The following is a 15,928-nucleotide window of genomic DNA, read 5'->3' as shown; positions in this document are numbered from 1 at the left end:
TCTAAATACCTATTTCTTTTTGTTTTAATGGAAGTGTTATAACAAATGTAGCTCCTTTGTCTAAACTGCCAATTGCAATAATATCGCCACCATGACGCTCTACAATTTTCTTACAAAGCGATAATCCTAAACCTGTACCTTCATAATCATCTTTTGAATTTAGGCGGGTAAACGTTTCAAATATTTGCACTGCGTACTCAGGTTTAAAACCAATGCCATTATCTGTCACCGTAATACGACAAAAGTCTTGATTATCCATTGCTGAAGATATTGATATATGTGGAGGTATACCAGTTTTCGCAAACTTGATTGAGTTGTTGATGAGGTTATAAAAAAGTTGGTAAAGCAGTACCATAGCACCTTCTACTGTAGGAAGGTTTTGATACTCAATTGTTCCACTTGTCTTTTGTAAGGCAACTTCCAAATCGGTCTCAATATTTCGAATCACTTCATTCAGATTAACGGATTCCGCCTTTTGTTCTATCGCATTGATAGTTGAGTAGGCTAATACGCCATCAATCATTGCGAACATACGATCAGTAGCAACATGGATTCTTTGCATAAATCGCATTCCTGTATCATCTAACTTTTGGCGGAGGTGGTCTTCCAACCTGCCTGTGAAGGTCTTTATTTTTCTTATCGGTTCTTTAAGGTCGTGTGAAGCAACATGGGCAAACTGTTGGAGATCTTCGTTAGAGCGCTGTAATTCCAGAGTACGTTTGGTAACTTGCTGTTCTAATGTTCCAGACAATATTTTATAACGAATTTCACTTTCCTCTACTTTTCGTCTGGCTTGTACCTGTAGCGTATTGTCTAATACCCATACCACAATTTTCTTTACCGCACCAGTCGAATCTTTCATCGCCTCATAAATAAATGTAACATAAATTATCTCCTCTTTTCCATGTCTTATAAGCATGAGTTCGGCTTCATTTGCATAGAAAGGTTTTCCAGTATCAACGACTTCCTGTAGAGGAGCTTCGTAAGTGGAAGCCACTTCAGCGAAAGTATCCCAATATTTTTTATTAAAAATAGATTCGTATGGTTTACCAGCTATTTCGACAAATTTATCATTCACAATCTCACTGACCAAGGTATTGGCATCCATCAAGCAAATCCCGACAGGAGAATTTAAGACCATATTACGAAGGTCTTCTTCACTTTCTTCCAGTTTTTTTCGCGCTGTTACCTGTTCAGTTACGTCTATAGCTACCTGAATCATCCCAATAATCTTGTCTTCTTCCTTTAGTGGGCGATAGGCAATATTATAATAATAATCTTTTAATACTCCAGTGCGTTTATGAGGCACCAGTACTTCGAATTGGTCAAAAGGCGTACCTTCCCTATAAACCTTTATAACCTGTTTCCAAATATATTGATTGGCTAGTTCAGGCATATTGGAAAGTAAGGGAGTGCCAATCACTTCTTCTCCAAAACCAATCATTTCAAGCATAGATTTATTGATTTGCTCAATAACCAAATCATCACCCATAAGCACTAATGTGGGAGCAGGTGTCTGATCAATCATGCTACGGATACGATTTTCACTTTGCTGAAGTCTTTCCTCAATACGCTTTATCTCAGTGATGTCACGGGTCGTACCTGCAATAGCTTCTACCTGACCATCTTGATTTAAGACTGGCACGAGAATATAGTCATAAATTCGACTTCCAAGTTCAGCATGCGGAAAGGAAACAGTTCCACGGATTGATTTTTTTGTGGAAATTATCTCGTCAATTTCTCGCTCATGCATCTGTGCATGCCATTCTTCGTAGCCATTTTCGCGAAGTCCACGACCTATGGCATCTTCTGCACTTTTACCCCACATCGTAAGAAGTGCCTTATTAGCATAACTAAATCTGTAATCAAGGTCAAAAACATACACTAGGTCGGGTGTGTTATCCGTAATGGAGTCGTACAGTCGTTTTTGCTTTTCGGTAATCTCTAAAGCATTGTTGAGGGTTATCTCTGAATGTTTCCGCTCTGTAATATCTTCTGTTGTTACTACTAGTAGTTCTCTCTGTTTTACGGCTGTAAAATGAAACCAGTGCTTCATCCCTTCTCCTGTATAATAACGTTCAAACCTAGCAGTAATACCCGTTTCTGCAACCTCAATAAACTTTTCAAGAATGTCGGTTTGTTTTACCATAGGGAAAACATCGCCAAACCGCTTATCTTTATAATCAATATCGCCAATCCAGTTAAGCGTATATGCATTAAAAAGTAATATTGTAAAATCTTCAACCCTACCTTTTTCATTATACATACATTGCATCAGGGCAATCCCATTGGGAGCAGAATCAAAAATAGTTTGGAAAAGGTCTTTGTTGTCAGTTAATTCCATTGTTATAAAATATGTCTTTGGAAAGTATTATCACTATGATGAGTTAACTATAGATAATAAGCGGTTTGTATATTCATTGCAAATCAACTCTGCCGAATAAACCAGATTTTTTCAGATAAAGTTTTAAGATATTAATTAGCAGGGTATTTGGATAAGTAATAAGAAAAAGTGTGCAATATTCTAAAGAGCACTCAATTATAGCTCTCACACAAACAATTCAATACACAACTTTACAGCAAATTAGCAGAAAATTTTAGAAGTTTAAATATTACAAAAACAAAAAATTCGAAGGAATTTTCCTTCGAATCATGATTAGACGATACAAGAGGTGAAGTATTCCAACAAATATATTCGTCTTGTACAAATACTACCTATCATGTTGCTCTACTATTGCAAATATTAAGCAATCACTTTAAGTGTTTCTTTTACAGCTTTCACTTTTTCTTTTAAAGAAGTCAAGTCTTCGTCTACTACCGTTACATGTCCCATTTTACGGAATGGCTTTGTGATTTTTTTACCATACAAAAATGGATAGACGCCTGCTATTGCTAAAGCCTCATCCATGCCAACATATTTTGCTTCGCCAGTGTAATTATCTTCACCCAATAAGTTCACCATCGCTGCTTTTGAATGCGCAGTAGTATCGCCTAATGGCAGGCCTAAAACAGCCCTAAGATGTTGCTCAAACTGAGAAGTATGATTTGCCCTAATAGTATGATGTCCGCTATTATGTGTACGTGGCGCTACTTCGTTAATAAGAATCTTACCATCTTTCGTCAAAAACATTTCAACTGCCAATAAGCCAACAATCCCTAATTTTTCGGCAGTTTCTATCGCAATTTGTTTTGCTTCCTCATGAATACTTTCATTCACAGCCGCAGGGGCGAAAAGGTATTCAACCAGATTATGCACAGGATGAAACACACATTCTACTGTTGGGAAAGTCTTGATTTCGCCATGTTCATTTCTTGCTACGATTACGGCTATCTCTTTATCAAAGTCGATGGCTTTTTCTAGTAAACTTGGTTCTGTAAAGGCCAAAGGTAAATCAATCTCAGAACTTAGTTTTTGTACGCCTCTTCCGTCATATCCCCCTTTGCCTAATTTATTGAAAGCAGGTAAGAAATCAAGATTTTTGCTTATTTCTTCTACTGAATCTGTCAGAATAAAATCAGAAGTAGGCAGATTATTATCTAAATAAAATTGTTTCTGAATGCGTTTATCCTGAATGATTTCTAATACTTCAGGTTGAGGGAATACTTTTTTACCCTCTGAACGAAGTTTTTTTAAAGCCTCTAGATTAACATTCTCGATTTCAATCGTAATTACTTCACAGTCTTGTCCAAACTTGTAAACAGTGTCATAATCAAGAAACGACCCCACAACAAACTCTGGTGCAATTTTAGCACAAGGAGCATCAGGGTCAGGGTCAAGTGCTTTTACATGAATATCTAAATCGATAGCGGCCTGAAGTAACATTCGTCCTAACTGACCGCCTCCTAATAAACCTAATTTGAAATTTTTAGAAAACATTGGATGGCTGTAGGGAAAAGATACCAACAATTAGTCGCAAAACTTGAAAAAAAAGCTTGTTTATTTTGTCGTAGTATCCTTACCTTTTTTTAATTTTTCACAAAATTACGTTGAAATCTGTAAACCTTAGTAAATTTGTGTACTCTAAATAAATTAGAGGGGAAATTTTGGAGAAAAATTTATGAAAAATTCAATAAATCTTCGTTTTGGTATTTTGGTTGCTATTATTTTAGTAGCTACTGCTTTTCGTTTTTTAGCGGTTAGCGTACCATCTTTATCAAACTTTTCACCAGTAGGCACTATTGCACTATTTGGTGGCGCATATTTTACTAAAAAATATTGGGCTTTTGTAGTACCTATTCTTGCTTTGTGGTTATCAAACTTGGTGTTGAATAACGTTTTTTACAAACAATGGTACCCTACTTTTTCATTTGGGTTCGATGCCTCGGTATTTATCAGTTTTGCTTTAGTGGTATTAGTTGGAATTGTTACTTTGAAAAAAGTAAATGTAACAAACTTACTTGGTGCTAACTTATTGGGCACGCTAGTGTTTTTTATTGTATCAAACTTCTTTGTTTGGACAGAAGGAAAAATATATCCTCAAACTTTCGATGGATTGGTATCATGCTATACAATGGCTTTACCATTTTTGAAAAATACATTGATGAGTAACCTAATCTTTTCTGCCATTATGTTTGGTGCTTTTGAATATGCACAATCGACTAGTAAATCGTTGCAGTTGCAATAAGGGATTTTATAATGCTTATTTTGAAAATAGTGTAAGGCTGGCTTTACACTATTTTTTTGTGCTCAGAAAATGTTTGAAAATTTTCTTTGGTCTTCATCGAAAAAGAGAACTTTCCTTTCGCTACGCCTTACTTTTCTTGCCTTGACGCAAGAAAAGTAACAAAAGAAAGTCAAGAAATTCCGAAACTCGCTTCGCTCAAACAGCGGAATTTCATAAAATGCTTACGCTAGTTTAATTTTTGATTAAAAAGGTAGAGAAAGTTTAAAGATGCTTTTATTATCTAGGTTCATATACACTACATAAAATAAGAAAAAGTGCAGATTCCTCCGCACTTTTTCTTGTAATAATATCTCTCTACTTCACGCCTCAATGTCAACAATAGCTGCTAAGTGTTTCCAGAACGAAGGGTATGATTTTACTACTACGTCTGGTTCTTCAATCTCTACCTCTGCAATTAAAGCTAAAGGAGCAAAAGCCATTGCCATACGGTGGTCATCATAAGTGTGGAATGATACGCCCGCTGGAATGCTTTGATTACTCGAAGTCAATAAGTATTTATGATTTTTTTCAGTTTCCACTAAACTTGCTCCAATTTTAGCCAATTCTGTTTGTAAGGCATAAATTCTATCAGTTTCTTTTACTTTTAGCGATTCTACGCCTGTTAAAGTAAGCGGAATATTTTTGGCTGCTGCTACTACACAAACCGTTTGAGCAAGGTCTGGACAATTGGTAAAGTCCCAAGCTAAAGCACTTTCAGCAGGAATTTTAGTTAATTTAAAACCACGGCCTGTATATTCAGACTTCACACCTAGGTGACTCATAATAGCTGTAATGACCGAATCGCCTTGTAATGAATTTTCTTTTAATCCTAATAACTCTAATTCAGCATCTTCAAATTCAGAAAGTGCAACGATTGAAAACCAATAGCTTGCCCCCGACCAGTCAGATTCGATGGCATAAGGAATTACTTCATATTTTTGAGCAGGTACTGTAATCGTCAAATTTTCCCAATCTGGACTTACCGTAATCCCGAAACTTTTCATTTGTTGAATTGTCATTTCGATATAAGGTTTAGACCCTAACTCTCCCGTAATCGTCAGAATCAATCCTTCTGGCAACAATGGGGCAATCATTAAAATAGCAGAAATATATTGTGAAGAAACATCCCCTCTGATAGATAAATGATTGTTTCCAGAGAAACTAAATCCATTTAATTGTAAAGGAGGATAACCTTCTTTGTTTAAATATTCAATATCAGCACCCAAAGAACGAAGGGCATCTACCAAAATACCAATCGGGCGTTCGCACATTCTTGGCGTACCTGTCATCGTTTTGTGTTGACCTGTTACTGCGAAATATGCCGTTAAAAAACGCATGGTAGTACCAGCATCAATCACATCTGCAATAGCATCGTCAGAAGCCAACAAACGCATCATCGTTTGAGTGTCGCGGGCTTCTGCAAGATTTGATAAATTGTCTTTTCCTTGTGCCAAGGCATTGATAATCAAGGCACGATTAGATTCTGATTTTGAAGAAGGTAAGGGTATTTCCGTTTGGAAAGATTTCTGTACTTTAGGAAGTAATAGCTTTTTCAATGTATGATTTCTGATTTATTTTCGGAAAATATCATTCCCGATATACTTCTCTGATTCGTTTTTGGGATTTAAAGAATACAAAGATACAAGAAAAGCTTGAAAATAGGCTCTGTAGAAACGCTTTACAGCGTACAAAGTAAGAGCTAGGAAATAAGAATAAAATTAAAATAGTTTTTCGAAACTTGCTGGCGTTAATATTGTAGCTGTCACTACGTAAGATAAACGATGATATTATGTGAATTAAAGGATTGTATATAAATATTATAAATCGCATCGGCAGACCACTCACAACTCATCACTCACAATTCTAATTTAACTCTTCATCCTCTACAATACTCTCTCTAAAACGTTCTTGATAGGTATTAAATAATTCTTCTAATTGCCAAGCAGTAATGGCTAATGTATTGATGGGAATCTCCTGAATCCGTCCATTATTAGTAAAAACCAACGTTTCTGAATAATTATTATCTTTTACTTCTGGACGAATCTGTAAACCATGCACAAATGCCCAAGAAACAAAAGGTTGACCAACTAATTGAATGCCATCTTGACTAATAATAATTTTCGCCTTTGATTTAATGTTTTCTAAGTACTTATAAATCAAAAAGATGCTAGTAAATAAACACAGAAAGCTTGAAAGATATTCCGTTCTAATCAAGAAAAAAATCACATAGAGGAAAGTTCCTAAACTGCCTAATAGCAATAAAAGTTGGTCAGAGGGACGCGTATTAATAATGGTAACCTGAGGAATATTTATGTTTTCAGACATATCAGTTCAAACTAGGGTCGCTAGGATAATTAGCTAATACTTTAAAAGAACCTCCCATCTCTTTGAGAATGGTTCTCCAAAAATTTTCTATTGGCGTATCAAAAATTACTTCTGCGGTAGTGGTTGATACAATCCATGAGTCTTTCTTGAGTTCATTATCTAGTTGATCTTCTTCCCAACCCGAATAGCCAATAAAACAGCGGATGTCGCTAGGAGATAAAACACCATTATTAAGCAAACTCTTTACTTGTTGGAAATTTCCCCCCCATGTAACACCATCCATCAAAGTAATGCCACCTTCGATGATATCAGGACGGCGGTGTACATAATGCAAAGTATTATGCTGAACTGGTCCCCCTACATAAAGAGGTATGTCTGGATAAATATTTTCTTCTAATACATCATCAAGATTAAGGTTAGAAGCTTGATTCAGAATCAATCCAAAAGAACCTTGGTTAGTTTCGTGTTCACAAATAAGTACAACACTTCGATTGAAGTTAGGATCCTTGAGAAAGGGTTCTGAGATAAGTATGGAGCCTTTTGTGACGTTCTTCATTGTAGGTATTTAAAGGATTATTGGTGAATTAAGGATTATTTATAAATCTTTGCAGGAATATCCTGAAAGGATTGTAATGATATAGATTAAGTGCTATGGAGCTTAATTAAGAAGTTTAACTAAAAATACAATGCAAAACCTGAATCTCCAAACTACTTACCTACTTTTAGGCTCAAATTTGGGAAACAGAGAAGAAATTCTTGAAAATGCTATTGAATTAATTGGAAATAGGGTAGGGCATGTGCTCAAACGTTCAACGTTTTATGAAACCGCACCGTGGGGAGTAGATAATCAGCCTAATTATTTGAATATTGCCATTGCGGTAACTACAAGTCTGAATCCTAATGAATTGTTGATACAAACACAACAGATTGAAGAAACGTTAGGAAGAGTACGACTAGAAAAATGGGGCGCAAGGTTAATTGACATTGATATTATTTTTTACGGAGAACAAATTGTTAATGAGCCAACCCTTATAATTCCTCATCCGTTAATGCACGATAGAAATTTTGTGTTAGTACCGCTCGAAGAAATTGCCCCCGATTTTATGCACCCAATTTTTCATAAAAGTATTACAGCATTATGCAATCTCTGTGCCGACATAGGAGAAGTAAAACCTTATTTATGACCCACAGAATAGGGGAGGAGGAGGGTAAAAAAAGTAGTATTCCCGTTAGTATGAGCATTGATGCTACCGCCGTGAAGTTTTACAATCCGATTGACCAACGACAGCCCAACGCCATAACCTTTGATATTGGCCGTATTCTGGCTTCTATAAAAAGGTTCGAAAACTAAGGCTATTTCTTTCTGAGGCATAGCACCTGTGTTTTCAAACTGTACTTCAATTTGGTTTTCCAGAAAACGAATACATACTTTTACGGAATGGTTGTCAGAGAACTTACAGCCATTTTCTAATAAATTTACAAAAGCTGTTTTGAGTAATTGTGCATTTCCTTGGATAACGAGTTGCGTATCTTCTTCTAACTCACTGGTGAAGTTTACCTGTACTTGATAGTCTTTTTCAGCTTGTAATAGTAAATCCCCTGCTTCCCAGATGATTTCGTCGAGACGTACTTCATCATACATCAGACTGTGGTTCAAATCACTTACTTTGGCTAGCTCTAATAAAGTATTTGATAATTGTCCCAACTCCCGAATATCTTGTCTGACAGACAGTAGCGTTGTTAAATATTGCTCTTCACTTCTGCTTTTCAGTAACGTAACATCTATTTGAGACCCTATTTTCATCAAAGGATTTTTCATTTCATGAGATACATTCGAAACAAATAAGTTTTGTAAACGAAATACCTCTCCAATTCTTTCTAGTAGCTCATTAAAGGTAGCAGTTAACTGCCCAATTTCATCTTTGGGGTTTTGAATCGTCAGGCGTTGATTGACGTTTTGAGGATAAATGGTCTTTACTTGTTTAATTACCTCAGAAATAGGCGATAAGGCACGAACAGAAAAATACCAACCCGTTACAGCCACTACGGCAATTACAATAAAAAACAAGCCAAACATGGTGTTTTGTAAGTTCTTTAAATCACGCTCTCCTGATGAATCTACGGCACCTGCAATGGTAACGACCCTATTGAAGCGGTCTCTGTAAAGAATACCTACAATCTTAAAATCTCCTTGGGTAAACCTCGAAATGCGTTCTTTTCTTACCTGATTAAGCATTTCAGAAGAAATCTTGAACCCACTGGTATCATTGGTAGAATATACTTTTAGGTTTTCATAATCGTAAATAATGAGGTTTTCACGATACAGCACATCTCTGTTATTCTGATTGATTTTCTTGAGCAACTTAGAATTTACTTCATTGAATGTCACTAATAATTTAGCAGAGGTAGAAGCTTTTTGGGTAAGACGATTATAAAATTCTTCCTTTACGTAATTATGACGTAAACCATAAATCACAATAAAAATCACCAAAACAATTACAGACACCAAAAGTGTAAATTGTAGGGTAAGCTTTGCTCTAATTTGCATAATTTATGATAACGTTTTAAAATTACTCTTCAACTTTTAATACATAACCAACTCCATATTGGGTATGGATAAGTTTGGTATCATAGTTTTTATCAATTTTCTTGCGAAGCATCGTCATAAACACTTCGATAACGTTTGTGCCCATTTCAAAACGACTATCCCATACTTTTTCGGCAATATCTGCTTTTGAAATTACCTTCCCCTGATTTCTTAAAAGATATTCTAACAAAGCAAACTCACGAGCGGTTAAATCAATTTTATTACCAGCCCTAGTCACTAAATGGGCATCCAGATTCATTTCTAAATTATTATAGCTCAAAATATTGGTATTGCTAAGTAATGGCGCAACATGTGTACGTTTGCTTAATACCTTGATACGTGCCATGAGTTCCAGAAAATCAAAGGGCTTTACTAAATAATCGTCAGCACCAGCATCAAAACCCATCAATTTTTCTTGAATACTACCCATTGCCGTAAGCATTAGAATAGGAGTGACTACTCCTTCTTCACGAAGTTGTTTGCACAATTCAAGGCCGTTAATGCCTGGCATAATGATGTCAGTAACGATGATTTGATATTGATTTTTGCGTGCAAGGTGTTTGCCGATGAGTCCGTCGTAAGCTATATCTACTTCAAAACCATTTTCCTCTAATCCCTGTCGAAGCGATTGGAGTGTTTTGGGTTCATCTTCTATTAATAATATTTTCATGGATATTGTAGGTAAATACTTTATCAAAGATAAAATAAAAAACTCCGCAAGACACTTAAATTCTTGCGGAGCCATCACTAATTAAATATTTTTATAGATTTTCAGAGACTTTTGATTTATCCATCGTTGCCATCGTTCCAAAAACATAATCCCAAAGCGGAGAAGAAACACCAAAAACAGCATTGCCGTCTTTATAGTGATGTACAGCATGGTTAATCCATAATTGCTTCATAAAGTTTTTAGGTGGCGCATACGCATGAACAGAATAATGTACTAACAAGTACGCTGCATATCCCCAAATAAACCCTGGGAAAAAAGCATAGGCTGCTTCGCCCATAAAAACGAAAAAGAAAGAAAATAATGACACCGCTACAATCACCGCTACGATAGGAGGCATTGCCAAACGTGTTTTATCTTTTGGGTATTCATGGTGTACCCCATGAGCAATGTATTGAAATTTAGCTCTTGCTTCAGTGGTAGGCTCAATGTGGTATACACTTCTATGAACCCAATATTCAATAAATGTAAATGTGATAGCACCAGCTATGAATAAAGTACCAATAAGCCAATTTTCTAAAGCTGTATGTGTAAAGGCATAATACCCCAATACAAAACCTGCAACAAAAAATAACGATACAGGAATGGCAATATGCGTGTGGGATAATTTCTCTAAGATTGGATTCTCAAATAATTGCTTCGATCCACTATTTTTAGGTCTTATTTTTGTGTTTTTCGCTTCCATGATACTATTTTCGATAAGTAGGAGAGTTAGCGTATAAATTGTATTAATTTAATATAAAGAGCTTAATACCTATCATTTTGTTGAATTATAACGACAAAGATACTGAACTTTTATTTACAATAAAATACCGTTTGTCATGTAATATGATGATAATCTACCTATATGATTAATAGTCAATACGCTATGTTTGATTGTTTTTAGGAGATTTAGCTTTAATAATTAATCTTAACGACTGGTCGTATGTAACATAATTCCATAACCAGTTAATAAATATCAGTACCTTGTTTTTTACGCCTACTATAGCAATTAAGTGCACAAACATCCATGTAAGCCAAGCAAAAAAACCTTGAAAACGCCAAAATGGTAAATCTACGACGGCCTTGTTTCTACCGATAGTAGCCATTGACCCTAAATCTTTGTATTTAAAATCTTCTAGGGCATTTCCTTTTAGCATATTCTTTAGATTGGTAGCCAATAGGTCACCTTGCTGTATCGCTGGTTGAGCTACTTGTGGGTGACCATTCGGAAATTTATCCTCAGTCATATAGGCTACATCACCAATCGCAAAAATGTTTTCATAGCCATCTACCAGATTTTGTCTATTCACTTTCAACCTTCCACCACGAACCATCACTTCTGGCTTGATACCCTGTATCACATTCGCTTTTACCCCCGCTGCCCATACTAAATTGTTGGTTCGGATCGTGGTACCATTGTTAAAATAAACGTGCTTACCATCAAAATCAGTCACTCGGGTATTGAGGTGAACAATCACGCCTAATTGTTCCAGATAATCTTTTGATTTAATTTGTGCATTCACCGACATAGGCCCTAGTAATTCAGTGCCCGACTCTATAATATGCACTTGCATCAAATCAAAATCTAACTCTGGATAGTCGTTTGGCAAAACCATTTTTTTCATTTCAGCCAGCGTTCCTGATACTTCCACACCAGTAGGCCCGCCACCCACTACTACTACATTCATCAAGCCGATTTTATCTTCTTCTTGGTCGGCTAATAAGGCTTTTTCAAAGTTTTCTAATAGTCTATTCCTAAGCCCGAGTGCTTCTCCTACCGATTTCATGGGCAAAGCATTATCTTCAATATTTTTATTGCCAAAAAAATTGGTGTCAGCTCCAATAGCCAATACTAAATAATCGAAAGTAAGCTCTCCAATATTAGTTTCAATAATATTTTGCTCAGGAATAATCTTTGTTACAGTAGCTACCCTAACAAATACATTGTTATAATGATGAAAAGCTAACCGAAGCGGAAATGAAATGGCTGATGGTTCAAGCCCAGCAGTCGCTACTTGATAAAACAGCGGTTGAAATTGATGATAATTGTTTTTGTCAATCAGAACTACTTCAAAATCATCACTACCTGCTAACTCCTGGGCTAGTTTTAGTCCTCCAAAACCTGCTCCAATAATTACTACTCTTTTACGATTACTTTCTTGAATGTTCAGGGGCATACTGTTGTTAATTTAAGGTATCCACAGCACAGGGTTGGGGTGGAAATTTCCAACTTTTAGCTGTTACTTCTTCATAGTAACGTTCATATAGGGGTAAAATATTGGCAATATCAAATTCTTTAGCTCTTTCATGGGCATTATGTTTGAATCTGGCTAATACTGCGTCATCTTCAAGAATTGAAATGGCATTTTTTGCCATATCGTCAGTATCTCCAATTTTGGAAACATAACCTGTTACCCCATTGATGTTTACTTCTGGCAATCCACCAGCATCTGATGAAATGATTGGAACCTCACAGGCCATTGCTTCTAGGGCTGCCAAACCAAAACTTTCTTTTTCAGAAGTCAGTAAGAATAAATCTGCCAATGAAAGTACCTCCTCTATTACATCTAATTTCCCTAAAAACCTTACGTCTTGTTGTACGCCCAATTCTCTGCAAAGCATTTCAATAGAAGTACGTTCTGGACCATCGCCAACTAAGAGTAATTTAGAGGGAATCTTCTGATTTACTTTATGAAAAACATGTACCACGTCCTCAATTCTCTTTACTTTCCTAAAATTTGAGGTATGCATCAAGAGTTTTTCCCCATTCGGACAAATCGCTATTTTGAAGTGATCTTTACGAAGCTTTTTAAAACGTTCTAAATCGATAAAATTAGGAATTACCTCTATTTTGCTGACAATTTCAAATTCGTCATAAGTATCGTTTTTCAAACTTTCAGAAACTGCCGTAACGCCGTCAGACTCGTTGATAGAAAAAGTAACGACAGGCTCAAAAGAAGGGTCTTTGCCTACTAAAGTAATGTCTGTTCCATGCAAAGTGGTGATAAAAGGAATATGAATACCCTTTGATTTTAGAATTTGTTTAGCCAAATAAGCTGCCGAAGCATGCGGAATCGCATAATGAACGTGTAATAAATCGAGCCTTTCGTTGATAACAACATCAACAATCTTACTTGCCAATGCCGATTCGTAAGGAAGGTATTGGAAAAGTGGATAGCTTGATACACTCACTTCGTGATAGTAGATATTTTCGTTAAAAAAGTCTAACCTTGAAGGTTGTGAATAGGTGATAAAATGTACTTCATGACCTGCCTTAGCAAGTGCCTTACCTAATTCTGTGGCTACTACACCACTACCTCCGTAAGTAGGATAACAAACAATTCCGATTTTCATTAATCTAATATTGAAGCGGTTCGCCGCACGTTGTGGATATGTAAAGTTAAGTCTTAGCGAATAGACTTATCAAAAGACTAACACACAAAAACAAAAAAAAATCTCTTTAAGTCACTAAAAAGTTTTTTAAGGGACGAAAATGGAATAAATTTGGTTGTTAGAGTAAATCGTTTATCCCACTGTTGCTGTTTAATTCATGAAAGTTAGCCTTTAACAAAATGTTGAGAACCCCTCGTAAAATAACATATCTACAAGTAATTATGGGCTTTAGTCGACTAATCCGTTGGCAGAATTTAGCAATTATCGTATTTACCCAATACTTTACAAGGTATTTTCTAATTCGTGATAAACCTCTTTCTTTAGGTCACTTAGTTGAAATTCTAGTTGAAAAAAACTTATTCCTCATATCGCTAGCTACAGTGCTAATTGCGGCCTCAGGTTATATTATTAATGATTATTACGATATTAAGATAGACCTTGTTAATAAACCAGATAGGGTGGTGATTGGGCGATATATCAAAAGAAGATGGGCATTATTGATACACCAATTTTTTAATGGTGCTGGTATAGCGTTGGGCTTGTTGGTTGATAAAAAAATAGCTTTGGTAAACTTATTTGCCGTTTTTTGTTTGTGGCTCTATTCTAATCAATTAAAAAGATTACCCTTTTGGGGAAATTTAATGGTAGCCATCCTCACGGGTTTTTCTTTATTAGTATTGGCTGTTTATTATCCCGGACATCAGCGTCAAGTGTGGGTATATGCCACCTTTTCGTTTTTTATTACTTTAATCAGAGAAATAATTAAAGACATGGAAGATGTAAAAGGTGACGAACTGCATGGGTGCAAAACTCTCCCCATTATTTGGGGAATTGCTCGTACAAAAAGACTAGTTTTTGGATTTATAGCAATATTTATCTCAATCTTGTTTGTATTAGCCGCACAGTTGCCTAATCAGCGGGTAGCTTATATTTTCCTAGTACTGATGTTCCCAGTAGGTTTTTTGACCTATAAATTAGTGTATGCTGATAAACCAGACGACTTTGCTTTTTTGAGTAATGCCTGTAAAATGATTATGTTGATAGGTGTGCTAACGATGATATTTGCGTAGGGCTTTATTATAAATAACTAAGCCAGATAAAATAAAAAGAGGCTTCGCTAAAACGAAGCCTCTGAATAATCATCATTAAAGTTGATTAAAAATGTTCAAAACCTGGGGACGTAACATTAATCAATGTACCAGATTTCATCATTAGTTTTACGCCATCCACATCGTTTGTCATATAGCCTAAAAAGCTAATATCAGACATGTTTTTGATGGTTTCAAAGTCTTCTTGTTTTACCGTAAATAACAATTCATAATCTTCGCCACCATTCAAGGCGGCCGTCATCGGACTAAAATTCAATTCAGTAGCCACCAAATATGTTTGGTCGTCGATTGGAATTTTATCTTCAAAAATCACCGCACCCGTGCCCGAGTTTTTACAAAGATGTAATAACTCAGAAGCCAATCCGTCTGAAACATCAATCATTGATGTTGGAACAACGCCTAAATCACGCAATTCATAAATTACATCCATTCGGGCATTCGGTTTTAATTGACGCTCTATTACATAATCTTTGTCTTTATCTAACTGAGGTTGCATATCAGGATTCGCCAAGAATACCTGTTTTTCTCTTTCAAGGGCTTGTAAACCAATCAACGCAGCACCTAAATCACCCGAAACGCAGATGATATCATTTGTCTTGGCAGTATTTCTTAAAACGATGTTCTTCTTTTCAGCAGTCCCTAAAGCCGTAATCGAAATCACTAAACCAGCACGCGACGCCGAAGTATCACCCCCTACTAAATCTACTTTATATTCATCACAAGCTATCTTGATTCCTTCATACAATTCTTCAATGGCTTCTACTGAAAAACGATTGCTCAACCCTAGACTAACGGTAATTTGTTTTGGAATAGCATTCATTGCTGCAATGTCAGAAACGTTCACTGCAACGGCCTTATAGCCTAAATGTTTAAGGGGAGTATAAGCTAAATCGAAATGTACGCCTTCCATCAAAAGATCAGTAGAAACTACTAATTCTTTCCCAGCGGTATCAATAATAGCAGCATCATCACCAATGCCTTTGATGGTTTCGGGATTGATGTTTTGAAATTTTGAATCGATTAACTTTATCAAGCCAAATTCTCCGATTGTACTTAATTCTGTTCTTGTTTCCATCCTACAAAGTTACGTTGGATTTTGTGATTGAGACAACCGAAGGATTGATATTTTAGGGAAAAGAAA

General features: G+C 36.0%; 14 protein-coding genes. 3 read left to right on the top strand and 11 right to left on the bottom strand.

Features of this window, described 5'->3' with window-relative positions; genetic code table 11:
- Window position 1 precedes the first annotated feature (1 nt).
- Both AC1RNE_RS08455 and AC1RNE_RS08450 read right to left on the bottom strand, forming a co-directional pair.
- A complete protein-coding gene (locus AC1RNE_RS08455) occupies window positions 2-2,344 on the bottom strand; it encodes a PAS domain-containing sensor histidine kinase (RefSeq protein WP_492800577.1) in 2,343 nt (780 codons plus the stop codon).
- Window positions 2,345-2,743: 399 nt separating this feature from the next.
- Entirely contained in the window at window positions 2,744-3,877 is a 1,134-nt protein-coding gene (locus AC1RNE_RS08450) for a 5-(carboxyamino)imidazole ribonucleotide synthase (RefSeq protein WP_492800576.1), read from the bottom strand.
- Between the two features lie 181 nt (window positions 3,878-4,058).
- Between AC1RNE_RS08450 and AC1RNE_RS08445 the strand changes: the two genes are divergently transcribed.
- Window positions 4,059-4,625, top strand: a complete 567-nt coding sequence (locus AC1RNE_RS08445; protein ID WP_492800575.1) for a DUF6580 family putative transport protein — start codon at window positions 4,059-4,061, stop codon at window positions 4,623-4,625.
- A 359-nt stretch (window positions 4,626-4,984) separates the two neighbouring features.
- On the opposite strand, the gene AC1RNE_RS08440 is transcribed toward AC1RNE_RS08445, so the two are convergent.
- From AC1RNE_RS08440 to AC1RNE_RS08430, 3 genes are all read right to left on the bottom strand, one after another.
- Entirely contained in the window at window positions 4,985-6,220 is a 1,236-nt protein-coding gene (locus AC1RNE_RS08440) for a 3-phosphoshikimate 1-carboxyvinyltransferase (RefSeq protein WP_492800574.1), read from the bottom strand.
- A gap of 307 nt (window positions 6,221-6,527) precedes the next feature.
- On the bottom strand, window positions 6,528-6,989 hold the full coding sequence (locus tag AC1RNE_RS08435) for a hypothetical protein (protein ID WP_492800573.1): 462 nt from the start codon (window positions 6,987-6,989) through the stop codon (window positions 6,528-6,530).
- Window position 6,990: 1 nt separating this feature from the next.
- Entirely contained in the window at window positions 6,991-7,545 is a 555-nt protein-coding gene (locus AC1RNE_RS08430; protein WP_309913475.1) for a YqgE/AlgH family protein, read from the bottom strand.
- 130 nt (window positions 7,546-7,675) lie between these two features.
- On the opposite strand from AC1RNE_RS08430, the gene folK reads away from it, so the two are divergent.
- Window positions 7,676-8,173, top strand: coding sequence for a 2-amino-4-hydroxy-6-hydroxymethyldihydropteridine diphosphokinase (gene folK / locus AC1RNE_RS08425; protein ID WP_492800572.1), 498 nt, complete (start codon window positions 7,676-7,678; stop codon window positions 8,171-8,173).
- On the opposite strand, the gene AC1RNE_RS08420 is transcribed toward folK, so the two are convergent.
- The 5 genes from AC1RNE_RS08420 to bshA form a co-directional block, all read right to left on the bottom strand.
- Window positions 8,164-9,537, bottom strand: a complete 1,374-nt coding sequence (locus AC1RNE_RS08420; protein ID WP_492800571.1) for a HAMP domain-containing sensor histidine kinase — start codon at window positions 9,535-9,537, stop codon at window positions 8,164-8,166. The two genes, folK and AC1RNE_RS08420, sit on opposite strands and share 10 nt — an antisense overlap.
- 22 nt (window positions 9,538-9,559) lie before the next feature.
- On the bottom strand, window positions 9,560-10,246 hold the full coding sequence (locus AC1RNE_RS08415) for a response regulator transcription factor (RefSeq protein ID WP_492800570.1): 687 nt from the start codon (window positions 10,244-10,246) through the stop codon (window positions 9,560-9,562).
- A 91-nt stretch (window positions 10,247-10,337) separates the two neighbouring features.
- Window positions 10,338-10,988 (bottom strand): sterol desaturase family protein, encoded by a 651-nt coding sequence (locus AC1RNE_RS08410; protein ID WP_492800569.1) that lies wholly within the window; start codon window positions 10,986-10,988, stop codon window positions 10,338-10,340.
- Between the two features lie 181 nt (window positions 10,989-11,169).
- Window positions 11,170-12,462 (bottom strand): NAD(P)/FAD-dependent oxidoreductase, encoded by a 1,293-nt coding sequence (locus AC1RNE_RS08405; RefSeq protein WP_492800568.1) that lies wholly within the window; start codon window positions 12,460-12,462, stop codon window positions 11,170-11,172.
- Between the two features lie 7 nt (window positions 12,463-12,469).
- The gene (gene bshA, locus AC1RNE_RS08400; RefSeq protein ID WP_492800567.1) at window positions 12,470-13,639 is read right to left on the bottom strand and encodes an N-acetyl-alpha-D-glucosaminyl L-malate synthase BshA; all 1,170 of its coding nucleotides are present in this window, start codon (window positions 13,637-13,639) and stop codon (window positions 12,470-12,472) included.
- Between the two features lie 218 nt (window positions 13,640-13,857).
- Between bshA and AC1RNE_RS08395 the strand changes: the two genes are divergently transcribed.
- Entirely contained in the window at window positions 13,858-14,748 is an 891-nt protein-coding gene (locus AC1RNE_RS08395; RefSeq protein WP_492800566.1) for a geranylgeranylglycerol-phosphate geranylgeranyltransferase, read from the top strand.
- Between the two features lie 85 nt (window positions 14,749-14,833).
- Here AC1RNE_RS08395 and thiL read toward each other — a convergent pair whose 3' ends face one another.
- The gene (gene thiL, locus AC1RNE_RS08390; protein ID WP_492800565.1) at window positions 14,834-15,862 is read right to left on the bottom strand and encodes a thiamine-phosphate kinase; all 1,029 of its coding nucleotides are present in this window, start codon (window positions 15,860-15,862) and stop codon (window positions 14,834-14,836) included.
- Window positions 15,863-15,928 lie beyond the last annotated feature (66 nt).

It is taken from the genome of Arcicella sp. GW822-FHT02H01 (assembly GCF_058802005.1).
This window is presented reverse-complemented; position numbering and strand designations above follow the sequence as displayed.

Excerpts from the sequence above, each read along its gene's own strand:
- bshA (WP_492800567.1), bottom strand. The coding sequence starts at position 13,639 with ATGAAAATCGGAATTGTTTGTTATCCTACTTACGGAGGTAGTGGTGTA.
- AC1RNE_RS08450 (WP_492800576.1), bottom strand. The coding sequence starts at position 3,877 with ATGTTTTCTAAAAATTTCAAATTAGGTTTATTAGGAGGCGGTCAGTTA.
- AC1RNE_RS08415 (WP_492800570.1), bottom strand. The coding sequence starts at position 10,246 with ATGAAAATATTATTAATAGAAGATGAACCCAAAACACTCCAATCGCTT.
- AC1RNE_RS08430 (WP_309913475.1), bottom strand. The coding sequence starts at position 7,545 with ATGAAGAACGTCACAAAAGGCTCCATACTTATCTCAGAACCCTTTCTC.
- AC1RNE_RS08445 (WP_492800575.1), top strand. The coding sequence starts at position 4,059 with ATGAAAAATTCAATAAATCTTCGTTTTGGTATTTTGGTTGCTATTATT.
- AC1RNE_RS08420 (WP_492800571.1), bottom strand. The coding sequence starts at position 9,537 with ATGCAAATTAGAGCAAAGCTTACCCTACAATTTACACTTTTGGTGTCT.
- AC1RNE_RS08455 (WP_492800577.1), bottom strand. The coding sequence starts at position 2,344 with ATGGAATTAACTGACAACAAAGACCTTTTCCAAACTATTTTTGATTCT.
- AC1RNE_RS08395 (WP_492800566.1), top strand. The coding sequence starts at position 13,858 with ATGTTGAGAACCCCTCGTAAAATAACATATCTACAAGTAATTATGGGC.
- AC1RNE_RS08405 (WP_492800568.1), bottom strand. The coding sequence starts at position 12,462 with ATGCCCCTGAACATTCAAGAAAGTAATCGTAAAAGAGTAGTAATTATT.
- folK (WP_492800572.1), top strand. The coding sequence starts at position 7,676 with ATGCAAAACCTGAATCTCCAAACTACTTACCTACTTTTAGGCTCAAAT.
- AC1RNE_RS08435 (WP_492800573.1), bottom strand. The coding sequence starts at position 6,989 with ATGTCTGAAAACATAAATATTCCTCAGGTTACCATTATTAATACGCGT.
- AC1RNE_RS08410 (WP_492800569.1), bottom strand. The coding sequence starts at position 10,988 with ATGGAAGCGAAAAACACAAAAATAAGACCTAAAAATAGTGGATCGAAG.
- thiL (WP_492800565.1), bottom strand. The coding sequence starts at position 15,862 with ATGGAAACAAGAACAGAATTAAGTACAATCGGAGAATTTGGCTTGATA.